A 21,103-nucleotide genomic window follows, 5' to 3' on the forward strand; every position below is an offset into this window, starting at 1 on the left:
CGTAATGCGTTTTCGTCGCTCGCATCGCCTGGTGTCATGGCACTCGCTCTGGAAGGGTACGGGCGGCGCGCGGCGTCGCAGTGAGGGGCAAGGCGCGCGCCGTCTGCTCCTGACCTTCCTCGCTCTCTTTCTTCTCACCCCGCAGGTCACGCGGGCTCAGGACATCATCCTTACAGGCGAGCTTACCCGCTCCGACAACGAGACCTATCGCGCCATCCCGGTCGCCGTCCCCGAGGGGGTCGAGCGGATCACGCTCGGGCTCAGCTACGACAAGGCGGAGCACACGGTGGTCGACCTCGGCCTGTGGGATCCGGCGCGCTTCCGCGGCTGGAGCGGTGGCGCGCGAGACCGCGTGACGGTGGCCACCACCGACGCGACGCCGGGCTATCTCGCCGGGCCGCTCCCCGCCGGCACGTGGCAGGTAATGCTCGGCGTGCCCAACATTCGTGCCGGCACGCGCAGCCGCTACCGAGTGCTTGTCTGGTTCGACCGCGCTGGCGGGCGCGCCGCCGCGGCCCAGGCCGAGGGCGCGCCGCTGCGTACCGGCCGCGCCTGGTACCGCGGCGACCTCCACCTCCACGACGCGAACAGTGACGGCTCCTGCGCCACCCGCGCCACCGCTGCCGCAGCGATCCGTGCGCGCGTCCCGTGCCCGCTGTTCCGCACCGTTCTCGCAGCCGCGGCGGCGGGACTCGATTTCATCGCGGTGACCGACCACAACACCGTCGCGCATTTCTCCGCGCTGCGCGAACTCCAGCCCTGGGTCGCACCGCTGCTGCTGATCCCCGGCGTTGAGCTCACCACCTTCCACGGCCACGCCAACATCTTCGCGCCGTCGCGCTTCGTCGACTTCCGGCTCGCGGGACGCGAGGGCGTGGCGGCATTGCAGCGCGACGCGCATGCCGCCGGTGCGCTGTTCTCGCTCAACCACCCCGGTCTGCCCTCGGGCGAGCGCTGCATGGGGTGCGGCTGGACATGGCCCGACACCGACTGGCGCCAAGTCGACGCGATCGAAGTGATCAACGGCGCGGTGACCACCGGCCCCATGACGGGGCTGACCCGGTGGCGTGAGCGGCTCAATGCCGGGGATCGTGTCACGGCGGTCGCGGGGAGCGACAATCACGATCCTGACGGTGTGACCGGTCAGTCGCGTGTTGGGCGTCCGACCACGGTGATCGAGGCGAGCGAGCTGTCGATGGCGGCTCTCCTCGACGGCATTCGCGCCGGCCGCGTGTTCGTCGACGTCGCCGGGACAAGGCAGCGCCTGCTCGACCTTTCAGCTACCGCGGGCGGGGTGAGTGCGTCGATGGGAGGTAGCCTGCCGCTGTGCGGCTCTGTCCAAGTCAGTACGCACGTGATCGGTGGTGTCGGAGCCATTGTCAGACTGCTCGGCGACCGTGGCGAGATGAGCGCGATGCAAATCAGCGATGCGGACGCAACGGTCACGACCAAGCTGGGCAAGGGCGCGGCGACGAAGTGGCTGGCGGCAGTTGTCGAGCGAGGCGGCGAACCATTATTGATTGGCAATCCCATCTATCTAGCCCCGTGTGACCGAACGGTAGAATGATTTGGACGGCGGCGAGGCGGGTGGAGCAACCTGTACTCATTGACGAGAATAATGCTTCCGCCCGGAGGCTGACGCTTCCTACTCACACTCGGTCCTGAACAGATATCCTCTTCCGGAACGCATCTCCCGCGCTGTGAACGACCGACTTTGGGTCTAACTGCCAAGCGTTAGCGATCCCGCTCAGCTCGCTTGCGATCAGCCTTCCGGGCCCGGCTTACAGCCGCTGCGTGCTCGCGCGCACGCTTCTCGGAGGGCTTTTCGTAATGCCGACGGAGCTTCATCTCGCGGTAAACGCCTTCGCGCTGAAGCTTCTTTTTCAACGCACGCAGCGCTTGGTCGACGTTGTTGTCACGGACGATGATCTGCATTTCTTGGCTTCTACTTGCAAGGGAGCGATGTGCACTCGCGCTTTAGGCTACCCGGGTGAAGTACACGAGCCAAAAAGCCGCAGCTGATCGAACGTCTGGTGGGAGAGTCCCGCGAAAGCGAAGTGAGCGCCTGCTTCTGCGTCACGACCTCAATGTTTACGCCTTGGAGGCGAGCTCGGCGAGCGCATAAACGAGAGCATCGATGTCGCTAATTTGCGTGAACAGGGCTGGCGTGACCCTTATGCAAGCACCTTTAGCGGGGCCATCGCGATGAACGGCGAAAATGCGGTGGCGATCAAGCAAGCGTGCTGCGATCGCCTTATTGCCGGCTATGTCCGTCACGCCGCGCAGGCGAAACGACGTAATGCCACCGTGAAGAGAGGGATTGTCGGGCGTGAGGATCTCAACGCCGTCAATCTGCCGTGCCTTGGCTACCCAACGGTCACGCAGCCAGCGGAGTCGCGCAGCGCGGCGCGCGCGACCGATTGAGCGCTGGAACGCCAGCGCCGCCGGCACCGTCAGCTGCGCGGCATAGTCGAGCGTGCCGGTGTGGACGCGCGACCGGATCGAATTCGCTCCGGCGCTCTCCTCGGCGGGATCGCCATCAATCCTGGCGAGCGCGGCGCGGCGTATGTGGATCATCCCGACGCCCAGCGGAGCACCCAGCCATTTGTGACCATTCAGGCCGACGAAATCGCAATCTAGGTCGGGCAGTGTAAAGTCGAGCTGCTGCCAGCTGTGCGCCGCATCGACGATCACGTCGATACCGCGCTCCCGCGCCATGGCGGCGATCTCGCGCACCGGGAGGACCAGACCGGTACGATGGCTGAGATGCGTCAGCAAGATCAGCCGGAGTCGCGGCTCGGCTCGGATCGCACGCTCATAAGCGTCGAGCAGACCCTCGCGAGTGGCCGGCTCCGGAAGCGCGATTTTCAGCACGCGCACGCCCCTTCGTGGCCCCAGGCTTTCCATGCAGGCCTGCATGCTGTCGTAATCGAGGTCGGCGTACAGTACGGCATCGCCGCGCTCGAGCCGATTATAGCCGAGGATAAGCGCCTTCAGCGCCTCGGTGGCGTTGCGCGTGAACGCGATCTCTTCGGGCGGCACGCCGAGTTCGACGGCGACGTCCGCGCGCGAGGCGACAATGTCGCTTGTCATCCCGCGGCGCGCGTAGAAGCTCGTGTCACGGTTCACCCGTGCGACCGTCTCCTGATAGGCGTGCAGCACCGGGCGCGGCATGGCACCCCAATTGCCGTTCTCCAGCTGGATCACGTCGGCGGGGCGGTCATAGGTGGCGGCGACGCTGCGCCAAAAAGCCTCCTCACCGGTCGCCGCGGCGCTTGTGCCTGCCGTCGGCAGCGCCGCGGCCGCCATGCCGCCAGCGAGCAAGGCGCGCCGGTCGATCATCAGAAGCTCACGCCGACGCGGATATAATATTGACCCCCATCGGTGTCATAGGGCGCGTTGCGCGAGTAGATCAGGCCGCGATTGGCCTGGTTGGTCGCCTCGGCCGGGTAGGTGTCGAACACGTTCTCCGCACCAGCGCGCAGCGACAGATTGGGCGAGAGGCGATACGTCATCGACGCATCGAACAACGCGATGCCGCCGAAACGCTGGAACAGCTCGCCCGTCGCGTTGCCGGTCACGTCGGTCCAGGCGCCGTAGTAGCGCCCGCGGATCAGCAGGCCGATCGGACCCAGATCGTAGCCCAATGTGCCGGTGGCATTGTGCTGCGGCAGCCGCTCCTCGAACACGCGCCGCTGCGTCGTGCTGGCGATCGCGGCGCTGGTCCCGCTGCGCACCCGCGTCTGGTTGTAATTGTAAGCAAGATTCAGGTTGGCGCGGCCGGAGCCGACCTCGCGTGCGTAGGTCAGGACCGCATCGATGCCACGCGTGCGTGTGTCGAAGTCGTTGGTGAAGTAACTGATCGAGGTGAAACGATCCGGGTTGGGCAGCGCCGCCGGGATTGCGATCGTGGCGGACTGGCTGAACCGGTCGTCGACGTCGATCTGATAGAGGTCGACCGTCGCACCGAGTCCGACCTTGGTCTGGAACACGAGCCCGGCGCTGACATTCTTCGACGTTTCGGGCCGCAGCGGCGCGGCGCCGAGCGCGACCGCCAGCGGATCAGTCGGAGCGAGCCGCCCCTGATTGAAGACCTGCAGCGTGCGCGTATCGAGCCCTTGGCTCACCACTCGCGTGTTAAGCTGCGCCGGCGTCGGCGCGCGGAAACCGGTGGAATAAGTTCCACGTACGCCGACCCAGTGCGCGGGATCGACGCGTGCAGAGAGCTTGTAGGTGAATTTGTCGCCGAAGCTTGAAAAGTCCTCATAGCGCCCTGCCGCGCCAAGGGAGAGCTGCTCGACCGGCCGCCAGGCGAGATCCACATAGCCGGCGTAGCTACGCTGGCGGAAAGCGCCCTCTTGGGCGGGGCCGAAGCCCGGGAACCCGTTCGAGTTCGGCGCCAGGCCCGTCGTCGCGCCTGGGCCGATCGCGTAGGACGCGGGGTCGCCCGTGCCGACGATATAGCGCTCGATCCGACGCTCGCCGCCAAACGCGATGTTGACCGGCTCGGCCGTGCCGACCGGCAGCCGGTATACTAGATCGGCGTTCAGGTTGAATTCGCGCTGCGTCAAGCGACCGAGGTAGAAGCTCGTGGGGCTCAGCGGCCCGAGCGAAGCGTTGATGCTCTCGCCAAGCCTGTAATCGATTCGGCTGCGACCGGCTGAGGCACTGAGATCGTAGCTGAAGCGATCGCTAAGCTCGCCGCGTAGTCCGCTGGCGAGCTGGAGGTCGGCGAACTCGGTGCCAAAACGCGGCGTGAAGCCGGCGGGGTAGAGGGTGGTAAAGCTGAAGCCGGGGAAGGCGCGGCTCGCGCCGTAGACGCTGGCGGTGCCATCGGGGTTGCGCCAATTAAAATCGGTCACTCCCTCGCCCTGCTGCACCGTGCCGAAGGCGTAAAGCGTCGCGGCGGGTGCCAGCTCATAGTGGAGATCGACCGCGCCGCGGACGCGCTCCTCGTCCGGCTGGCCCCAGCGCTGCACCGGGTTGGTCAGCGCGATCGAAGGGTGTGCCGCCTGAAAGGCGAGCGCGTCCGGGCGCTGGCGCGTGCGTGAGGTCGGGTCCGATCGGTCGAACTGGCCGGTGAGGACGATCGCGCCGTTCTCGCCGAGCGCAATGCCCCCGCGCGCGCCGGTCTGATATTCGTTGCCGTCGCCCTCGTAATATTGCGAGAACTGCCCGAACGCTTCCATCCCCGGCGCGTCGTCGAGGATGATGTTGATCACGCCCGCGATCGCATCGGAACCATATTGCGCTGAGGCGCCATCGCGCAGTACCTCGATGCGGTTGATCGCGAGCGACGGTATGCTGGCAAGGTCGGGTGATTGCGCGCCGCGCGTCCCTAGCAGCGCCGAGCGATGGTAACGTTTGCCGTTCACCAGCACGAGCGTCTGGTCCGCCGACAGCCCCCGCAGCGACGCGGGACGAACGAACGCCTGGCCGTCCGCAGCGGGCAAGCGCTGAACGTTGAAGGAGGGCAGCAGTTGCGCAAGATTGTCGTTCACGTCGCTCGACACGCTGGAGCGCACCAGCGCCTCGGACAGTACGTCGACCGGAGCGAGCGCGTCGTAGCGCGTGCGGCCGCGCTCCCGTGTGCCGGTCACCACCACCTCGTCCTGCGGCGGACTAGTTGTGCTCGCGCCGGCAAAAGACCGGTTATCGGCCGTCTGTGCCAACGCGTTGGACGCACCAAGGCAGTGCAGCGCGATCACCGCGCAGCTCGTCGCGAATTTCATGATTTCTCCCGTCGCGGCTCCAGGAGGCCCGCGCTGGGTGCGCGTTAGGGGCACGGCATGTCAGGTTGGTGACTTTACGGCGTCAAGATCATTACGGTGAGAGCGGTAGCGAAGGGGTGGATCAGAAGATCTTCTCGCCGGAACTACGCACCACGGCTAGCAAATCGCGCCTTAAGGAGCTTCCCCGCCGAACAGCAGGCAAACGGGGTAGACACTTGCCTTCGATCGGACGTGTGGAGTTTCTTTGAAAGCAACCGTCACATCCATGTCATACGGTATCTCCAAAGGCGCTTCAACGAAGAGGCCTGCCCGGAAGGGATTGCGGCACCGGGAGAAGACATGAAGACGGGAATGATGGGGGCTGCGATCCTGGCGATCGTGGCAGCAACGCACGCGCACGCGCAAACCGGAACGACGAGCGCGGCCTCGCCGGTGGCAAAGGGAGCGTCAACTTCGGAGGCGGACGACAATCGCGCCGATGATATCGTCGTGACGGGCCAGTCAACCGCGTTCGCGAACACGCGCGTCACCGCGCCGATGATCGAACGCCAGTCCGCTCTCGCGAGCGTCAATGACGTCATCAACGAACTACCGGGCGTCTTCGTCGCGGAAGGCGACGCCTTCGGCTCGTCCGACTGGGCGACATCGATCAGTATCCGCGGGTTCAACAGCGGCGGAGGCGGCGGGCAGCAGATCGGCTCCACGATCGATGGCCTGCCGAACGGCGGGTCGGGTTACGGCGGGGGATCGCGCGCCAATCGCTACCTGGACGTGCTCGATCTTAAAACGGTGAACGTGTCTCAGGGAACCGCCGACATCTCGTCACGGTCCAACGAAGCGCTCGGCGCCACGCTGGACTATGTGACTTCCGATCCAGCCGCCGAAAGTCGGCTGCGCTTCACAGGGGCGGCCGGCGACTTCAGTGCACGCAAATTCTACGTGCGGGGCGATACCGGCGATTTCGCACCGGACACGCGCGCCTATGTCAGCGCCTCCACGTCGCGCGTACGCGACTGGATCGGAGGATCGGGCGAGACGCGGCGCGATCACGTCGATGCCAAACTGCTCGGCCGTGCCGGGACCGTCGATTTGACCGCCTTCGCCTCCTACGACGACGCCGACGAAGCCGAATTTGGCTCGGTCTCCCCCGCGCAGTTTGCCAATGATCCGAACCATGACGCCTATACCGACACATGGACCGGCCTGCCCTATGTGGATCAGGCCTATCGGTCGACCTCGCGTGCGCTGCGCAAGAACCTGTTTGGCTATCTAAAGGCGCGGACTGAGCTTGGCGAGATCAAGCTTCAAGCGGCGGGATATTATCACCGGATGCGCGGCCGCGGCGACTTCGCGCCGCCGTATCTGGTCGACGTGCGCAACGACGGTGCCGGCAGCCCCGAGAGCGAGTATCTCGGCGGCGCGACGGTGCGGGGGAGCGATGCCCTCGGCAAGATCTATTTTGTCACGCCTAATGGTGCGGCGGCGGCGCTGGTCGCTGGCTGTGCCGGGGCGGGCGGCGTGCCCCCGGGATCGTCGCCCGCCTGCTACGCGTCGAACGCCACGCCGGTCATGTCCTACCGCCACACGCATTACGAGAACGATCGGTTCGGTTTCACGAGCGACCTGGATTGGCGGCACGATTTCGGTGTCGTGCAGAACCAGTTCCGCGTCGGCTTCTGGTTCGAGCACAGCCGTGCCAATCAGCTGCGCGACTGGCACAAGGTCAGCAACGCGCGGGTTGGCCCGGCCTTCGACGGCACGCCCTATTACGTGCAGTTCAGCACCGACTACGGGCTGGACGAGGTCATGTATTACGTCGAAGATGCGTTGACCTACGGACCACTAACCGCGCGGTTCGGCATCAAGCAGTTCTTCCTTGACCAGAGCCGCACCGAATTGCTCGGCGATCGCAGCGCGACGTCGATCCAGTCGCACTCCGATCCGTTGATCAATGTCGGCTTGACCTATCAGGCGCCGATCCAGGACATGGAACTGTTTGCTGGCTATTCGCAGAATTTCGCAGCGATCGGTAACGGCCCGCTCGGCCAGCCCGCCGAGACGATCCGCAACCTGCGCCCGGAAACCGCCAACAATATCGAGATCGGCGCACGCTACAGCACCGGCCGTATCCAGGCATCGCTGACCGGCTACGACATCAAGTTCAAGAACCAGATCGTGTCCATCTCGTCGAACCTCGTCACCGGAATCGATTATCTGGAGCAACAAGACAGCGTTTATCTGAACGTCGGCGGCGTCAAGAGCCGCGGGATCGAGGCGGCCTTGGCGTATCGCATCCTGCCGCCGCTGACGCTGTCGGGCAGCTACACCTACAATCATTCGACGTACATCGGAACGGGCAACGCCGCGCAGGATGACGATGTCGGCGTGACGCCGGGCCAGCAGGTGATCAACTCGCCGCGCACGATGTGGGTAGCGTCCGCAGACTACAAGAAGTCGATCTTCAAGGCCGGTGTGGCCACCAAGTTCGTGGGCGATCGCAACGTCGATACGAAGGGGGCGGCAAAGGCCGGCAGCTTCACGCTCGTCAGCGGTTATGTCGGTGTCGATCTCGACGCAGTCAGCGAGCAGCTACGCGGTGTATCGCTTACGGTGCAGGCGACCAACCTGACCGACGAGCGCTATCTTGCCGGGGCGGATGGCGGATCGGCCTTCCTTGGGACGCCGCGCACGGTCACTGCCTCGCTATCGTTCGACTTCTGACGGTATAAACCGGCTGCCACGGGGGCACGATCCATGCGTGGCCGCGGATCGTGCCCGATTGGACTTGGGATCATCCAGATGACTGACGTCTCCCGTCGCGCGCTGCTCGCTTCCGGCCTGACTGCCGCGGCATTGTCCGCGCTCCCCGCATCGATTGCCCGGGCGGCATCGATCGCACCCGATGTGAGGACCGGGTCGATCATGGATGTCGAGCACGTCGTTATCCTGATGCAGGAAAATCGCGGCTTCGATCACTATTTCGGGTCGCTACGCGGCGTACGAGGTTTCGCCGACCGGCTTCCCATACCGGTGCGGGCGACGGCGCCCGAGGAGACGGGAACCGCTCCAGTCTGGTATCAGCAGGATCGCACCGCGCCAGGCGGGGCGCGCACGGTGCTGCCGTTCCACCTCTCAACCCGCGCGAACTTCGACCTGATGCGGATGGAGGGCACCCCGCACAGCTGGCCCGACGCGCAACGCGGCTGGGACGACGGCCGGATGGCGCACTGGCCGGAGGCGAAAAGCCAGCGCGCCATGGGGCATTATCGACGCGAGGATATCCCGTTCCAGTTCGCGCTGGCGGAGGCCTTCACCATCTGCGACGCCTATCATTGTTCGGTGCAGACCGGCACTAACACCAATCGCCTGTTCCTGTGGAGCGGCACCAACGATCCTGCCGGCACGCATGGCGGCCCGGCGATCGGCAACTCGCATGACAGCTTCCCTGAACACGGCGGCGATCCGGACCCGTATCGCTGGACGACGGTGGTCGAGCGTTTGCAAGCGACAGGGGTCGACTGGCGCATTTATCAGGACATGGAAGACAATTTCACCGACAATCCGCTGGTCGGCTTCGCGGCCTTCCGCGCCGCGCACCGCGGATCCGGGGCAGTGCAGGACGCGGGCGCGGCGTTGCGGGATCGAGCGCTGTCGACGCACGGCCTTGACAGGTTGCGCGCCGATGTTCGCGCCGGAACGCTTCCGCAGGTGTCTTACATCATCGCCACAGCAGCGGGCTCCGAGCATCCGGGACCATCCAGTCCCGCGCAGGGGGCAGGGTATACCGCCGACGTACTTGATGCCTTGACCGCGGATCCTCGCGTCTGGGCGAAGACTGTATTGCTCTTGATGTTCGACGAGAACGACGGCTTCTTCGATCACGTACCGCCGCCGGCCCCCCCGTCGCGGGCGGCGGATGGCAGTTTGCTGGGCGGATCGACCGTCGACCTTGCCGGCGCGTATCATCTACAGGCAAGCAAAGGCGACAGAACCATTGACCTTCCCGGCTATCGGGGCCGCGCCTACGGTCTGGGCCCTCGCGTGCCCATGTACGTCGTGTCGCCGTGGAGCCGCGGCGGTTGGGTGAATTCACAGGTTTTCGATCACACGTCTGTGATCCGTTTCCTCGAGAAGCGGTTCGGTTTTCATGAGCCTAACATCTCGCCATGGCGTCGAGCAGTCTGCGGCGATCTGATGTCGGCGTTCGACTTCAGCGCCGTCGATCCTGCGCCTTTCGTCGATATTCCCGATCCCCGCAGCGACGCCGCGCGCGCGGCCGCGATACCGAAACAGATCCAGCCGCAGGCACCGGAGCTTTCCACCCTGCCATGGCAAGAACCCGGTATCCGCCGCTCCCGGCCAATACCTTATGCGTTGACGGTAAGTGAGCTGATCTCCGACAAAACTGTCGGCCTGCGCTTTTTTGCCGGCGAGGGCGCTGCAGCGGTGTTCCACGTCTACGACCGGATTAATCTCGCCCTGCCTCCCCGCCGCTTCACTGTCGAGCCGGGTCGCGTTCTTGATGACGAATGGCAATTCGATAATGTAGGGCGTTACGATCTCTGGGTGCTAGGACCGAATGGGTTCCACCGCCATTTTGCTGGTCATCGGGACAATGCCGCTACGCTATCTCGCCTAGCCTGGACCTTGAAAGCGGACGAGCTTGTCCTGCGATTGCCGAACGGCCATCAGGCGTACGGCCTAATCGCACGAACCGAGCGGATCGCCGGGCCAGTCCATCAAGCGCGTTTGATCGGTTCACGGCATCTATGGCCGCTGCGTGATAGCTTTGGATGGTATGACGTTACAATCTCGTCGACCACTGCTCTTGGTTTCCTGCGGCGCGTATCCGGACGTCTTGATGTGCCAGGCCGCCCAACCTGCAGCGATCCTTTCGGCTGGCTCCGTTAAACCTAGTGCACCGGCTGGTTATCGCGTGATGGTGGGGTAGGGCGAGGCATGCCCCGCCCGCGCAAGCCCGCCTCGCCGTTCCGCTACTTCAACTCGTCGCCAGAGGTGATCCGGCTTGTGGTGCGGATGTACGTTCGCTATCCGCTGTCACTGCGCAACGTGGAGGACCTGCTGTTCGAGCGTGGGATCGACATCTGCCACGAGGGCCCTGTCAAACCAATGTACCGAAGCCCCTGAAGCCGAGTATGGCTGGCGTTTTCGAGCGACTATGCTATAATGACTCCGCTGTCAGTGTCGCGAGTTTTCTTGGTGATTTCCCAAGGTGAGCCGTCGTTTGCCTGCTGAGAAGCAGCCAAACGGGGTAGAAACTCACTCTCGTTCGGCGATGTGCAGTTGCTTTGACAGCATCGTCTCGAACGTCACCTCATCGATCGACAGACCTACTGCGACCGACGCTTCGCCGCGCTGGCGCAGTGGCAGGCGCTTGTCAGCTGAACGTCGACGTTAAAGACCAAGGTGCATCGTGTAGAGAGCGGTTCGCATAACATCTACAGCACCTCTCGGCAGGCTCTGCCCCTTGAATGCGCTAGTCTGGGTAGACTTATCCTCGTAGTCGTTACCCGCAGGGTATGGTCAACCGTCCCGCTTAGACCTCGTCCCGCCAACGGAGCAGCTCTCATGCACACCATCCGAGTTCCGGAGACGTCAGCCACGCGTTCAGCGCGAGCCGTTTGTCGGGGTGAGTGTAACAGCGAGCGCTGAGAGCGGCGGCAGAGTTTTCTGATGATTTGTTGTAGCGCACGCCTCGGTTCCGTCTCCGACCGCAAGCGGGGCATCGCGTTACCTGTGCAGGATTAAAGCGTGGCGAACAATCTATTCGACCTGACCGGCCGTACTGCGCTGGTCACGGGAGGCGGTCAGGGGATCGGACTAGCTATCGCCGAGGGGCTGGCGGCGGCCGGCGCGGGCATTGTCTTGAATGGACGCAACCTGGACAAGCTCGACGAGGCAGCCGAGCGCCTGCGGCAGACCGGCGCACATGTGACCACAGCTATATTTGACGTAACTGAGCACGCCACGTTGCGTAAGGCAATCGACGCGCTAGAGGCCGGCGGCGCGGCCATCGACATACTGGTCAACAATGCCGGCATCCAGCGTCGACGCAGGCTCGATGAGCTCAACGTTGATGATTGGCAAACGGTGATGCGGACCAACGTCGACGGTGTCTTCTATGTCGGTCAGGCTGTGGCGCGGCACATGATCGCGCGCGGACGGGGCAAGATCATCAACATTGCAAGTGTGCAGAGTGAGCTCGCCCGGCCAACGATCGCCGCATACACCGCGTCCAAGGGCGCGGTCAGGAACCTTACGAAAGGCATGTGCGCCGATTGGGCGCCCCTCGGGCTCCAGGTGAACGCTATTGCCCCGGGCTACTTCGCAACACCGCTCAACCGCACGCTGCATGAGGATCCGGCGTTCGACGCGTGGTTGCGACAGCGTACGCCAGCGGCGCGCTGGGGGCGGTTGGAAGACCTGCACGGGGTGGCGGTGTTCCTGGCGTCGTCGGCTTCCGATTTCGTCAACGGCCAGACCCTGTATGTGGACGGCGGAATGACTGCGGTAGTTTGAATGAAAGAGAGGACGTCGCGTGAAGGGATTAAGTAAAACGGCGGTCGTGACTGGCGGCAATGACGGGCTAGGCCGGGAGATGGTGCTATCGCTTGTGCGACGCGGCTGGGACGTCGCGTTCAACTATCTGACCGGAGCAGACCGGGCCGCGAGCCTGGTCGCGGAAGTGGAAACTCTTGGCCGCCGCGTCCTCGCTCATCAGTCCGACGTCGGCATCAAGGCGGACGTTGATGCCTTCTATTCGGCTGTCGACGAGTGGGGTGGCACTCCTGACGTCCTGATCAACAATGCTGGAGTGCAGACCTGGTCGCCACTTCTCGACCTCGCCGAGGAAGATTGGGACCGGGTGATCCGCACCAATCTCAAAGGCTGCTTCCTGCACACGCAGGCGGCGGCGCGGCGGATGGCAGCGGCCGGGACCGGCGGTGCGATCGTCAATCTTGGATCCGGGTGCAACCTGCTCGCCTTCCCCAGACTCGTCGATTACACCGCGTCCAAGGGGGGCATCGAGCAGCTAACCAAGGTCGCGGCGCTTGAGCTTGGCCCGCATGGCATTCGCGTCAACTGCGTGGCGCCCGGCGCGATCGAAACCGAGCGCACCCGCGCTGAGGTCGACGACTATTCGGGGCATTGGTCGCCGATCACGCCGCTTCGCCGTGTCGGCACGGTCGAAGATGTTGCGGCCGCTGTCGCGTGGCTGGCGGGTCCGGAGTCTGCCTTTGTTTCCGGACAGACGCTGCTGGTCGATGGTGGTGTGTTCTCCCAGGCGGTTTGGCCGGCCTACTGAAAGGGTAGGCGGGTCGGTGCTGCGGCGCTCGCCGAAGCTGCTAACCGATTCGGCGGGACTGATGGCGTCCAGCCGCGTCAGGAGGAGCGCTTCCGTCTCGAGCCGCGCCTCAACCGCATCTTTCACTACTCTCTCGCAGTTGCGTGGCGCGCGTCTGGTGTGGCGTCGTGTCCGCCTGCGTGCTCACCTGATTGATACAATACGCCACCAATCGCAGCGCTGGCGGGTGCTCACATCACGGTGTCATCTTCGGCGGAAGCGGGTACGCTGCTAGTGAAGTTGCAAAAGGAGCTTGGAAATGGTCGGCGCCGGCGTAACGAGACGAGGGTTCATCGAGGCAGGTGGCGGGGCGGCAGCCATCACGCTTGCGTCCTCGCCAATAGCAGCTCCAGCTCAGCCTGGCGGCGCTTCGGGGGTAATCGGAAAGCCGATGCCAGATGACGTCAAGCTGCCCTCATCACCGCCGCGTCCGAAACGGCCGGACAGCGTTGGATACGCCATCGTTGGCCTCGGTGGATATTCACTGAACCAGATGATGCCGCGGTTTGCGCAGACTCAACGATCCCACATCGCCGCGCTCGTTTCCGGCAATCCGGACAAGATGAAGGTTGTCGGGGACGCCTACAACGTACCTGCCGATGCGCGGTATTCTTACGATGAGTTTGCGAGAATAGCCGCCGACCGGCGCATCGATGCGGTGTACGTCGCCCTGCCGACGGGTCAGCATGCTGAGTGGGTGATCCGTGCGTTTGCCGCGGGCAAGCACGTCCTGTGTGAGAAGCCGATGGCGCTCTCGAGTGCAGACTGCATGCGAATGATCGCAGCCGGGCGTCGCGCTAACAAGAAGCTGATGATCGCCTACCGGTCGCACTTCGAGCCTTACAACGTCGAAGCCATAAAGCTGATGAAGGCAGGGGCAGTTGGTAAAATTCGGCTTGTTCGCACTGAGCAGTCCTATCGCATGGGACCGACCGGCTCAGGTGAAAACTGGCGAGCGAGCCGAGCGCTGGCAGGCGGCGGTCCGCTGGAAGATTATGGCATCTATGGGCTGCAATCTGCGCTCTACCTGACCGGCGAGATGCCGGAGAGCATTAGCGCCACCGCCTTCCGACCCGCAGGCGATCCGCGCTTTGCAGAAATCTTTGCCCATGTCGCATCACAGTGGCGGTTCCCGTCGGGGGCCGTTGCGCACCTGGCGACGTCCTACGATTCTGCCGGTACCAATTTCGCGCACGTGCGGGGCACTACTGGCGTTCTAATCATGGATCCGGCGACCGGCTACTCGGGGCAGAAGATGCGCATCGAAGGTCGCAACGCCCGCGAACTCACGCCAGGCGATCCTGGCGGCCAGTTCGCGGGCCAGCTCGACCATTTCGCGGATGCGGTTCGCGACAACGCCGCCATTCGGACGCCCGGAGAGATGGGCTTACGTGATCTGCGGTTGATCGAAGCCATCTATGCCGCAGCGGCAGCAGGAAAAACGGTGATGCTTGCTCCGGACGGCACAATGCGATGATCGGGGCCGTCAGACCAAATGCACCGATTAGGAAAGGGGCTGTGGTGGGTTGGCGTGGTCTTGTCAAATCAACGTATTGACGCTTACCAGAGCCGTGCAGGGCGGGCAGAGTCGAGCACTTAAGCTATTCCCACTACGTCGTCGGTGCTGTGAACTGGTCATATCCGAGGTAGAAACCCGCCATCGATCAGATGTGGGGAGTTGCTTTGGCAGCACTTCGACAATCCCATCAGTCTGGGATGAACCCCAATCGATGAACATACGTAGCGTGAATCATGCGCCGCCGCGTCGGCGGAGCGGCAGTCGCTCGTCAGCTGAAGGTCGCCGTTAAAGACCGAACTGGATTGTGTGGCGAGCAGTTGGAGTTAGACTGACAGCACCCTCCTGAATCATCAATCCAACGACAAGCGTTCAATTAGATGTACAGCCGTTGTCGCATGACCGGGGCGCAACCCGCGCTGGCCCCGGCTATGGCGGTAGAGGCATCTTTTCCGCCCGATCCACGATCCTGCACGCAGGCCCGGCCCTTGGCTGCAGATGCGCGCCAGATGGAAGCATACAAGCGCTCAACCGCCGCAGATATGGTTAACCTGTCTCGGGCCGCGACTATAAGGCCGGTCGTGGGGTGAGGCTTGTTATCGGGGGATAGCAGGCGCGGGAGGGAAGTGAATCAACATGTTGACGTCGATCTACAACGCTTTCAGCGTTTTCGATTACTTGGGTGATCAATCGTGGGCCGGCGGCCGGATCGACGCGGTCCAGCTTCATGGCGGCACGGCGGGCTGGAGCGACTGGCTCTCGTCGGTCAAGTGGCAGGCGGGCATGTTTGCAGAGCAGGACGTGTCGATCATGTGGTCGATACCGCTGATCCCGTACGGCGCGACGCTTGGCCAGGCCGGTGCGGGCAAGTATGACGCCAAGTTCCTGAAAATGGCCAAACAATTGGCAGCTTCTTCCGAAGACGATAGTCAGATCTACGTCCGGTTGGGCTGGGAGTTTAACGGTAGGAATTGGAACTCCTCATCTGCGGTCGGGAATACAGACGGTTATGTTGCGGCCTTCCGTAAATTCGTCGACATTGCGCGCAGCGTTTCGGACAAGTTTGTGTTCGAGTGGTGCCCCGCAATGGACACGTGGGACATGAACCCTGAGGCCGCCTACCCCGGCGACAAGTACGTCGATGTGATCGGCGTGGACATGTATTACAACACTGCCTGGCACGACAAGGATGGTGCGCGCGCATTCGACTGGATGGTCGAGCAGCGATATGGTCTGCAATGGCAGCAGGATTTCGCCGCTGCCCACGGCAAGCAGACCGCGATCGGCGAATGGGGTCTGAACAGCGACAATCCGCAATTCGTGACGCTAGCCATGCAGTGGATGGCCGACCATGACATGGTTTACCAGAACTACTGGGAGTCAAACGCGGCGTTCAAGGGCGACTTGAGCAGCGGGCAGTACAGGAACGCAGCCGCCGCATACCTGACGATGCTGGATAGGATATCTGCCACGATCGTCTCTGCCACTGATCGCGCACTTGGTGACAGCGACGTGGCGCTGACGCTCACCGGCGCGGCGATCCGCGGATCGGGCAACGCGCTCGACAACGTCATCACGGGCAACGCGCGCAACAATGACCTTTTCGGTGCGGCGGGCAACGACGAGATGTACGGCGGTGCAGGCGACGATCGGCTGGACGGCGGCAACGGCGCCGACGCCTTGGTGGGCGGCACCGGCAACGACACCTATGTCGTAGACGATCGCAGCGACCGCGTGATCGAGCGCGACGGTGAAGGCGTGGATACGGTCTTTGCCGAGGTTGATTATACAATAGGCGACTATGTTGAGAACTTGTTCCTGGTGACCGGGGCGAGCGAGGGCACTGGCAACGCTCTGAACAACCACCTGTACGGCACCAACTTCGGCGACACGCTGTTGGGGCTGGACGGCAACGATTTGCTGAAGGGCTGGGCTGGTGACGACAAGCTGTATGGCGGCGGGGGCAATGACCGGCTCGAGGGTGCCGAGGGCGATGACTACCTGGACGGCGGGACCGCAGCCGACACGCTGTACGGCGGCATGGGCAACGACACCTTCGTGGTCGACAATGTCGGCGACCTGGTACGCGAGTTCAACAGTGCCGGACGGGGCGGTGTGGACACAGTCTTCTCGTCGATCAACTATACGCTGGCCCGGAATGTCGAGAACCTGACCCTGACCGGATCGGCGATCAACGCTACGGGCAACGAGCTGGCCAACGTCATGCACGGCAACGCGCTGGACAACGTCATCATCGGCCGCGCTGGTAACGACATGCTGTGTGGCGACGGCGGCGCGGACGTCTTCGCGTTTGCCAAGGGTTCGGGCAAGGACGTGATCGTCGACTTCGCGTGGGGCGACAGCATCGACATCAGCTCCTGGCACTTCGACGCGGCTCCGTCACTGAGCAGCGTCAGCGGCGGCACGCTAATCGACCTTGGTCTGGGCGACACAATCCTGGTGCAAGGCGTCACCGCCGATCAACTCACGTTCTATGACGGCAGCTTCGGCTTAAACTGATCCGCCACGGGTTCCGCTAAACCAATCACAGGGGCTGCAATTAGGTGATGCTGGGGTGGGGCCGTAACATGCCCCGCCCGGGCATCGTCAAGCCAAATGCACCTGCTGGTAAATGGGTGACGGTGGGGTAGGGCGGGAGCATGCCCCGCCCGCGCAAGCCAGCCTCTCCGTTCCGCTACTTCAACTCGTCGCCGGAGGTGATCCGGCTGGTGGTGCTGATGTATGTGCGCTTTCCGCTAAGTTTGCGAAACGTCGAGGATCTGCTGTTCGAGCGCGGGATCGACATCTGCCATGAGACGGTGCGGTTGTGGTGGAACAGGTTCGGTCCGCTGTTTGCGGGCGACATCCGTCGGCAGCGGGTAAGCCGGATGCGCGGCTTCCGACATTGGCGCTGGCACCTGGATGAGATGTACGTGAAGCTGAACGGCGAGATGGTCTACCTCTGGCGCGCCGTCGATCACGAGGGTGAGGTGCTGGAAAGCTACGCCACCAGAACTCGTGACAAGGCAGCCGCGCTTGCCTTCATGGAAAAGGCGCTGAAGCGCCACGGCTCACCGGAGGCGATCACCACCGATGGTCTGCGCAGCTATCGTGCTGCGATGAACGCGCTCGGCAATGCCGAAAAGCAGGAGGTCGGCCGCTGGGCGAACAACCGGGTGGAGAACAGCCACCTGCCATTTCGACGACGAGAGCGAGCGATGCTTCGCTTCCGGCAGATGAAGACGCTGCAGAAATTCGCATCCGTCCACGCCAACGTCCACAATCACTTCAGCCTGGAACGCCACCTCATCGATCGACAAACCTACCGGGAGCGACGCTCCGCCGCGCTGGCGGAGTGGCAGGCGCTTGTCAGGTGAACGTCACCCTCAAAGACCGAATTGCATCGTGTAGAGACGGGTTCGCGTTAGACTGACAGCACCTTCTGGAGGTATGTAGCTGCCGGGATGAGCAGCGAGGCGGCAGCGGTGAAGGCAGGAGCGTCACAACCGGTCGGCAGTCGTTGGTTTCGGGAGGCAGGCGGGATGCCACCGGCGGCTTTCAGGCCATCGGCCAAGCCGTTGTCGGGCAGATACCTGTCGCTGGCAGAGCGTGAGGAGATCGCGTTGCTGCTGGCCCGAGGGCATGGCGTGTGTGAGATCGCACGTCGGCTCGGGCGTGCCGCCTCGACCATCTCGCGCGAGATCCGGCGCAACGCCGCTACCCGCAGTGGCAATTTCGACTATCGTGCGACGACGGCGCAGTGGCATGCGGAGCGGGCGGCACGCCGCCCCAAGGTCGCCAGGCTGGCTGCCAACGACATGCTGAGACGCTGGGTCGAAGACCGGTTGAGCGGTGCGGTTGCCAAACCTGGCGCCCCACCTGTCGCCGGTCGGGTGGTCACATCATGGAAGGGCCGACGACATGGACCGCGCCAGAACCGGCGCTGGTCAACGGCATGGAGCCCGGAGCAGATTGCCGGGCGTCTGCCCATCGATTTTCCGGGCGACGACAGCATGCGCATCAGCCACGAAGCCATCTACCAGGCGCTGTTCGTGCAGGGCCGCGGCGCCTTGCGTCGTGACCTGACCGCATGCCTGCGCAGCGGTCGGGTCCTGCGCGTACCGCGGGCGCGCGTCGGCCAGCGCGGCAAGGGCTTCGTATCGCCCGAGATCATGATCAGCGAACGTCCTGCCGAAGCGGATGACCGGGCCGTGCCGGGTCACTGGGAAGGCGACCTCATCCTCGGGCTGGGCAGTTCGGCGATCGGTACGCTGGTAGAGCGTACGACGCGCTTCACGATGCTGCTCCATCTACCCCGCATGGAAGGTCACAATGCCAGCCCCCGTATCAAGAACGGACCGGCTTTGGCCGGGCATGGTGCCGAGGCAGTGCGGGATGCCATCACGCGCACCATCACCACCTTGCCCGGCGAGCTGCGCCGCTCGCTCACCTGGGACCAGGGCACCGAGATGGCTCAGCATGCCCGCCTGAAGGTTGACGCCGGCGTCGAGGTCTATTTCTGCGACCCGCAAAGTCCCTGGCAGCGCGGCACTAATGAAAACACAAACGGGCTGCTGCGCCAGTATTTTCCCAAGGGTACCGACCTCAGCGCGCATGGCGCTGAAACTCTGGCAGCCGTTGCGGCAACCCTCAACGGTAGACCGCGCAAGGCGCTGAGCTGGAAAACCCCTGCCGAAGCGCTTGACCAATGCCTCGCACAGATCGAAGAACACGGTGTTGCGACGACCGGTTGAATCCGCCTTGGCTGCCCTGGTCCGAGTGGTGCAGCAAGGCATCGGGCTTCCCACGCCGCCAGATCGCCATCATCAGCGCGTCGGTTACGAACTGGGCTGTCATGGTGTCGCTCATCGACCATCCGACCACGCGGCGCGAGAACAGGTCGATGACGACTGCGACGTACAGCCATCCTTCGGCGGTCCAGATGTAGGTGAAGTCAGCGATCCACCGCTGGTTGGGCGCCTCGGCCGTGAACTGGCGATCAAGGAGGTTGTCGGCGATGACGGATCGCAGACCGTCGTCCTTCGGCAGACCACGACGCCGGGGTCGAGCCTTCAGGCCGTGAACACGCATCAGCCGCTCGACGCGATGCAAACCACATGAGAGGCCTTCGGCCAGAAGGTCGTACCAAACGCGGCGTGCACCGTACGTCCGATAGCTGGAGATGAAGCTGGCGCGAACCCTGGCGCCGAATTCCTCGTCGCTCCGAGCACGCGCACTGGGCGCCCGAACCAGCCAGGCGTGAAAGCCGCTTGCCAAGAAACACCGAGCGCTTCGCAGATCCACGACACCGGCCAGATCCCTCGGTGCTTCGCGATGAACTCGAACCTCATATCGAGTCCCTGGCGAAGTAGGCCGCCGCTTTTCCATCGCCTGCGTGTTCCTTGCGGGGNGAGCGCTTCGCAGATCCACGACACCGGCCAGATCCCTCGGTGCTTCGCGATGAACTCGAACCTCATATCGAGTCCCTGGCGAAGTAGGCCGCCGCTTTTTTTAGGATGTCGCGCTCCGCCTTCATCTTGGCCAACTCGCGGCGCAGCCGCTCAATCTCCTGCTGCTCTGGCTTCATCACGCCGTGACCAGGGAACGCCGACCCCGGGTCCGCCACCTGCTCCCGCACCCACTTGCGCAAAACATTCTCATGCAGGTCCAGATCGCGTGCAGCCTGCGACACCGATACCCCGCGTTCCCGTACCAGCTTCACCGCCTCGAGCTTGAACTCACGGCTGAACTTTCGTCGTTGCATCTCCATCCTCCGGTCTCAAAAACACCTTATCTTGGTGTCCACGAAACCGGCAGCAGCTCACTGCCTGCTTACGGCGATGCGTGCCGTTTCACCGTAACGTCGCTTGAAAGGAGAGGGCCCGCCCAGCTGTGCTGGGCGGACCAGTTGGCTCAGGCGTCTTCTGCCTGCAGATTGACCGACGTCTCGGCGAGCTTGGTCATGAACTCGTCGCCGCCGTAGATCTCCTTGGTGGCGTCATTCAGCTTCTTAGCGTCGTCCTTCAAGCCGAGCGCCTCCGCATAGGCGGCTGCCGTGCCGAAGCCAGCAATGCCGTAATGGGTCATTCGCTGGTACTGCGCGATGATCAGCACGTCGAGCAGGGGCCCCTTCTTAGGGCCTTCCTCCAGCACGTGCTTGGTCGCCTCGGCGACGAGCCCTTCCATGCCCTTGCAATGCTCCTTGGAAACCTTCTCGTCCTGACCGGCGATCAGCTCCTTCAGCACGGCCGTGTGCTTGGTGATGCCCTCGTGCGAGGTGGCAAGCATCTCCTTGAGCTTGGCGTCGCTGGCCTTGGTCGTGATCTTCTTGAGGACCTTCAGCATCTGGTCGTTGGCGGACCAGAGGTCCTTCATCTCGTCGACATAGATGTCGTTGAGGTCTTCAGGGGCGGACATGCGCATGCTCCTTGTTGGCGGAGCATCGCGCCCCGATCAGGCGCGAGCGCTCCGGCAAGCTGCTAGTTCCCT

At 63.6% G+C, this 21,103-nt stretch carries 12 protein-coding genes and 4 pseudogenes; 10 read left to right on the plus strand and 6 right to left on the minus strand.

What is annotated here, in order from left to right:
- Nucleotides 1-4 precede the first annotated feature (4 nt).
- Nucleotides 5-1,567: a CehA/McbA family metallohydrolase gene (locus ASE95_RS15480; protein ID WP_162234706.1), complete on the plus strand. Its 1,563-nt coding sequence runs from the start codon at nucleotides 5-7 to the stop codon at nucleotides 1,565-1,567.
- Nucleotides 1,568-1,734: 167 nt separating this feature from the next.
- Here ASE95_RS15480 and rpsU read toward each other — a convergent pair whose 3' ends face one another.
- The 3 genes from rpsU to ASE95_RS15495 all read right to left on the minus strand — a co-directional run bounded on the left by rpsU (nucleotide 1,735) and on the right by ASE95_RS15495 (nucleotide 5,732).
- The gene (rpsU, locus tag ASE95_RS15485; RefSeq protein ID WP_037535892.1) at nucleotides 1,735-1,935 is read right to left on the minus strand and encodes a 30S ribosomal protein S21; all 201 of its coding nucleotides are present in this window, start codon (nucleotides 1,933-1,935) and stop codon (nucleotides 1,735-1,737) included.
- A gap of 156 nt (nucleotides 1,936-2,091) precedes the next feature.
- Entirely contained in the window at nucleotides 2,092-3,342 is a 1,251-nt protein-coding gene (locus ASE95_RS15490; protein WP_056638252.1) for an aminotransferase class V-fold PLP-dependent enzyme, read from the minus strand.
- Complete coding sequence (locus ASE95_RS15495; RefSeq protein WP_056638255.1) at nucleotides 3,342-5,732, minus strand: TonB-dependent receptor plug domain-containing protein; 2,391 nt, start codon at nucleotides 5,730-5,732, stop codon at nucleotides 3,342-3,344. The genes ASE95_RS15490 and ASE95_RS15495 overlap by 1 nt, the downstream gene beginning before the upstream one ends.
- Nucleotides 5,733-6,071: 339 nt before the next feature.
- Between ASE95_RS15495 and ASE95_RS15500 the strand changes: the two genes are divergently transcribed.
- The 9 genes and pseudogenes from ASE95_RS15500 to ASE95_RS15540 all read left to right on the plus strand — a co-directional run.
- Nucleotides 6,072-8,453 carry a TonB-dependent receptor domain-containing protein gene (locus ASE95_RS15500; RefSeq protein WP_156348081.1) on the plus strand — a complete coding sequence of 794 codons (2,382 nt, stop codon included), beginning with the start codon at nucleotides 6,072-6,074 and terminating at the stop codon, nucleotides 8,451-8,453.
- Nucleotides 8,454-8,531: 78 nt separating this feature from the next.
- Nucleotides 8,532-10,643: a phosphocholine-specific phospholipase C gene (locus ASE95_RS15505; protein WP_056638258.1), complete on the plus strand. Its 2,112-nt coding sequence runs from the start codon at nucleotides 8,532-8,534 to the stop codon at nucleotides 10,641-10,643.
- 48 nt (nucleotides 10,644-10,691) lie between these two features.
- Nucleotides 10,692-10,847 (plus strand): annotated as a pseudogene (locus ASE95_RS15510) (IS6 family transposase); the annotation flags it as partial.
- Between the two features lie 657 nt (nucleotides 10,848-11,504).
- On the plus strand, nucleotides 11,505-12,272 hold the full coding sequence (locus ASE95_RS15515; RefSeq protein ID WP_056638265.1) for a glucose 1-dehydrogenase: 768 nt from the start codon (nucleotides 11,505-11,507) through the stop codon (nucleotides 12,270-12,272).
- Between the two features lie 19 nt (nucleotides 12,273-12,291).
- Nucleotides 12,292-13,059, plus strand: coding sequence for an SDR family NAD(P)-dependent oxidoreductase (locus ASE95_RS15520; protein WP_200918857.1), 768 nt, complete (start codon nucleotides 12,292-12,294; stop codon nucleotides 13,057-13,059).
- A gap of 430 nt (nucleotides 13,060-13,489) precedes the next feature.
- Nucleotides 13,490-14,575, plus strand: a complete 1,086-nt coding sequence (locus ASE95_RS15525) for a Gfo/Idh/MocA family protein (protein ID WP_235528351.1) — start codon at nucleotides 13,490-13,492, stop codon at nucleotides 14,573-14,575.
- A 675-nt stretch (nucleotides 14,576-15,250) separates the two neighbouring features.
- On the plus strand, nucleotides 15,251-17,134 hold the full coding sequence (locus tag ASE95_RS15530; RefSeq protein ID WP_056638274.1) for a glycosyl hydrolase: 1,884 nt from the start codon (nucleotides 15,251-15,253) through the stop codon (nucleotides 17,132-17,134).
- A gap of 140 nt (nucleotides 17,135-17,274) precedes the next feature.
- Nucleotides 17,275-17,991, plus strand: coding sequence for an IS6 family transposase (locus tag ASE95_RS15535; RefSeq protein ID WP_056638277.1), 717 nt, complete (start codon nucleotides 17,275-17,277; stop codon nucleotides 17,989-17,991).
- Between the two features lie 63 nt (nucleotides 17,992-18,054).
- A pseudogene (locus tag ASE95_RS15540) lies at nucleotides 18,055-19,368 on the plus strand (IS30 family transposase); the annotation flags it as partial.
- A gap of 7 nt (nucleotides 19,369-19,375) precedes the next feature.
- Here ASE95_RS15540 and ASE95_RS17380 read toward each other — a convergent pair.
- From ASE95_RS17380 to ASE95_RS15550, 3 genes and pseudogenes are all read right to left on the minus strand, one after another.
- Nucleotides 19,376-20,024: pseudogene (locus tag ASE95_RS17380) on the minus strand (IS3 family transposase); the annotation flags it as partial.
- 1 nt (nucleotide 20,025) lies between these two features.
- Nucleotides 20,026-20,378 (minus strand): annotated as a pseudogene (locus tag ASE95_RS15545) (transposase); the annotation flags it as partial.
- A 149-nt stretch (nucleotides 20,379-20,527) separates the two neighbouring features.
- Nucleotides 20,528-21,031 carry a YciE/YciF ferroxidase family protein gene (locus tag ASE95_RS15550; protein ID WP_056638753.1) on the minus strand — a complete coding sequence of 168 codons (504 nt, stop codon included), beginning with the start codon at nucleotides 21,029-21,031 and terminating at the stop codon, nucleotides 20,528-20,530.
- Nucleotides 21,032-21,103: the final 72 nt, after the last annotated feature.

Source organism: Sphingomonas sp. Leaf231 (assembly GCF_001421995.1).
In the GTDB taxonomy this organism is placed as follows: domain Bacteria; phylum Pseudomonadota; class Alphaproteobacteria; order Sphingomonadales; family Sphingomonadaceae; genus Sphingomonas.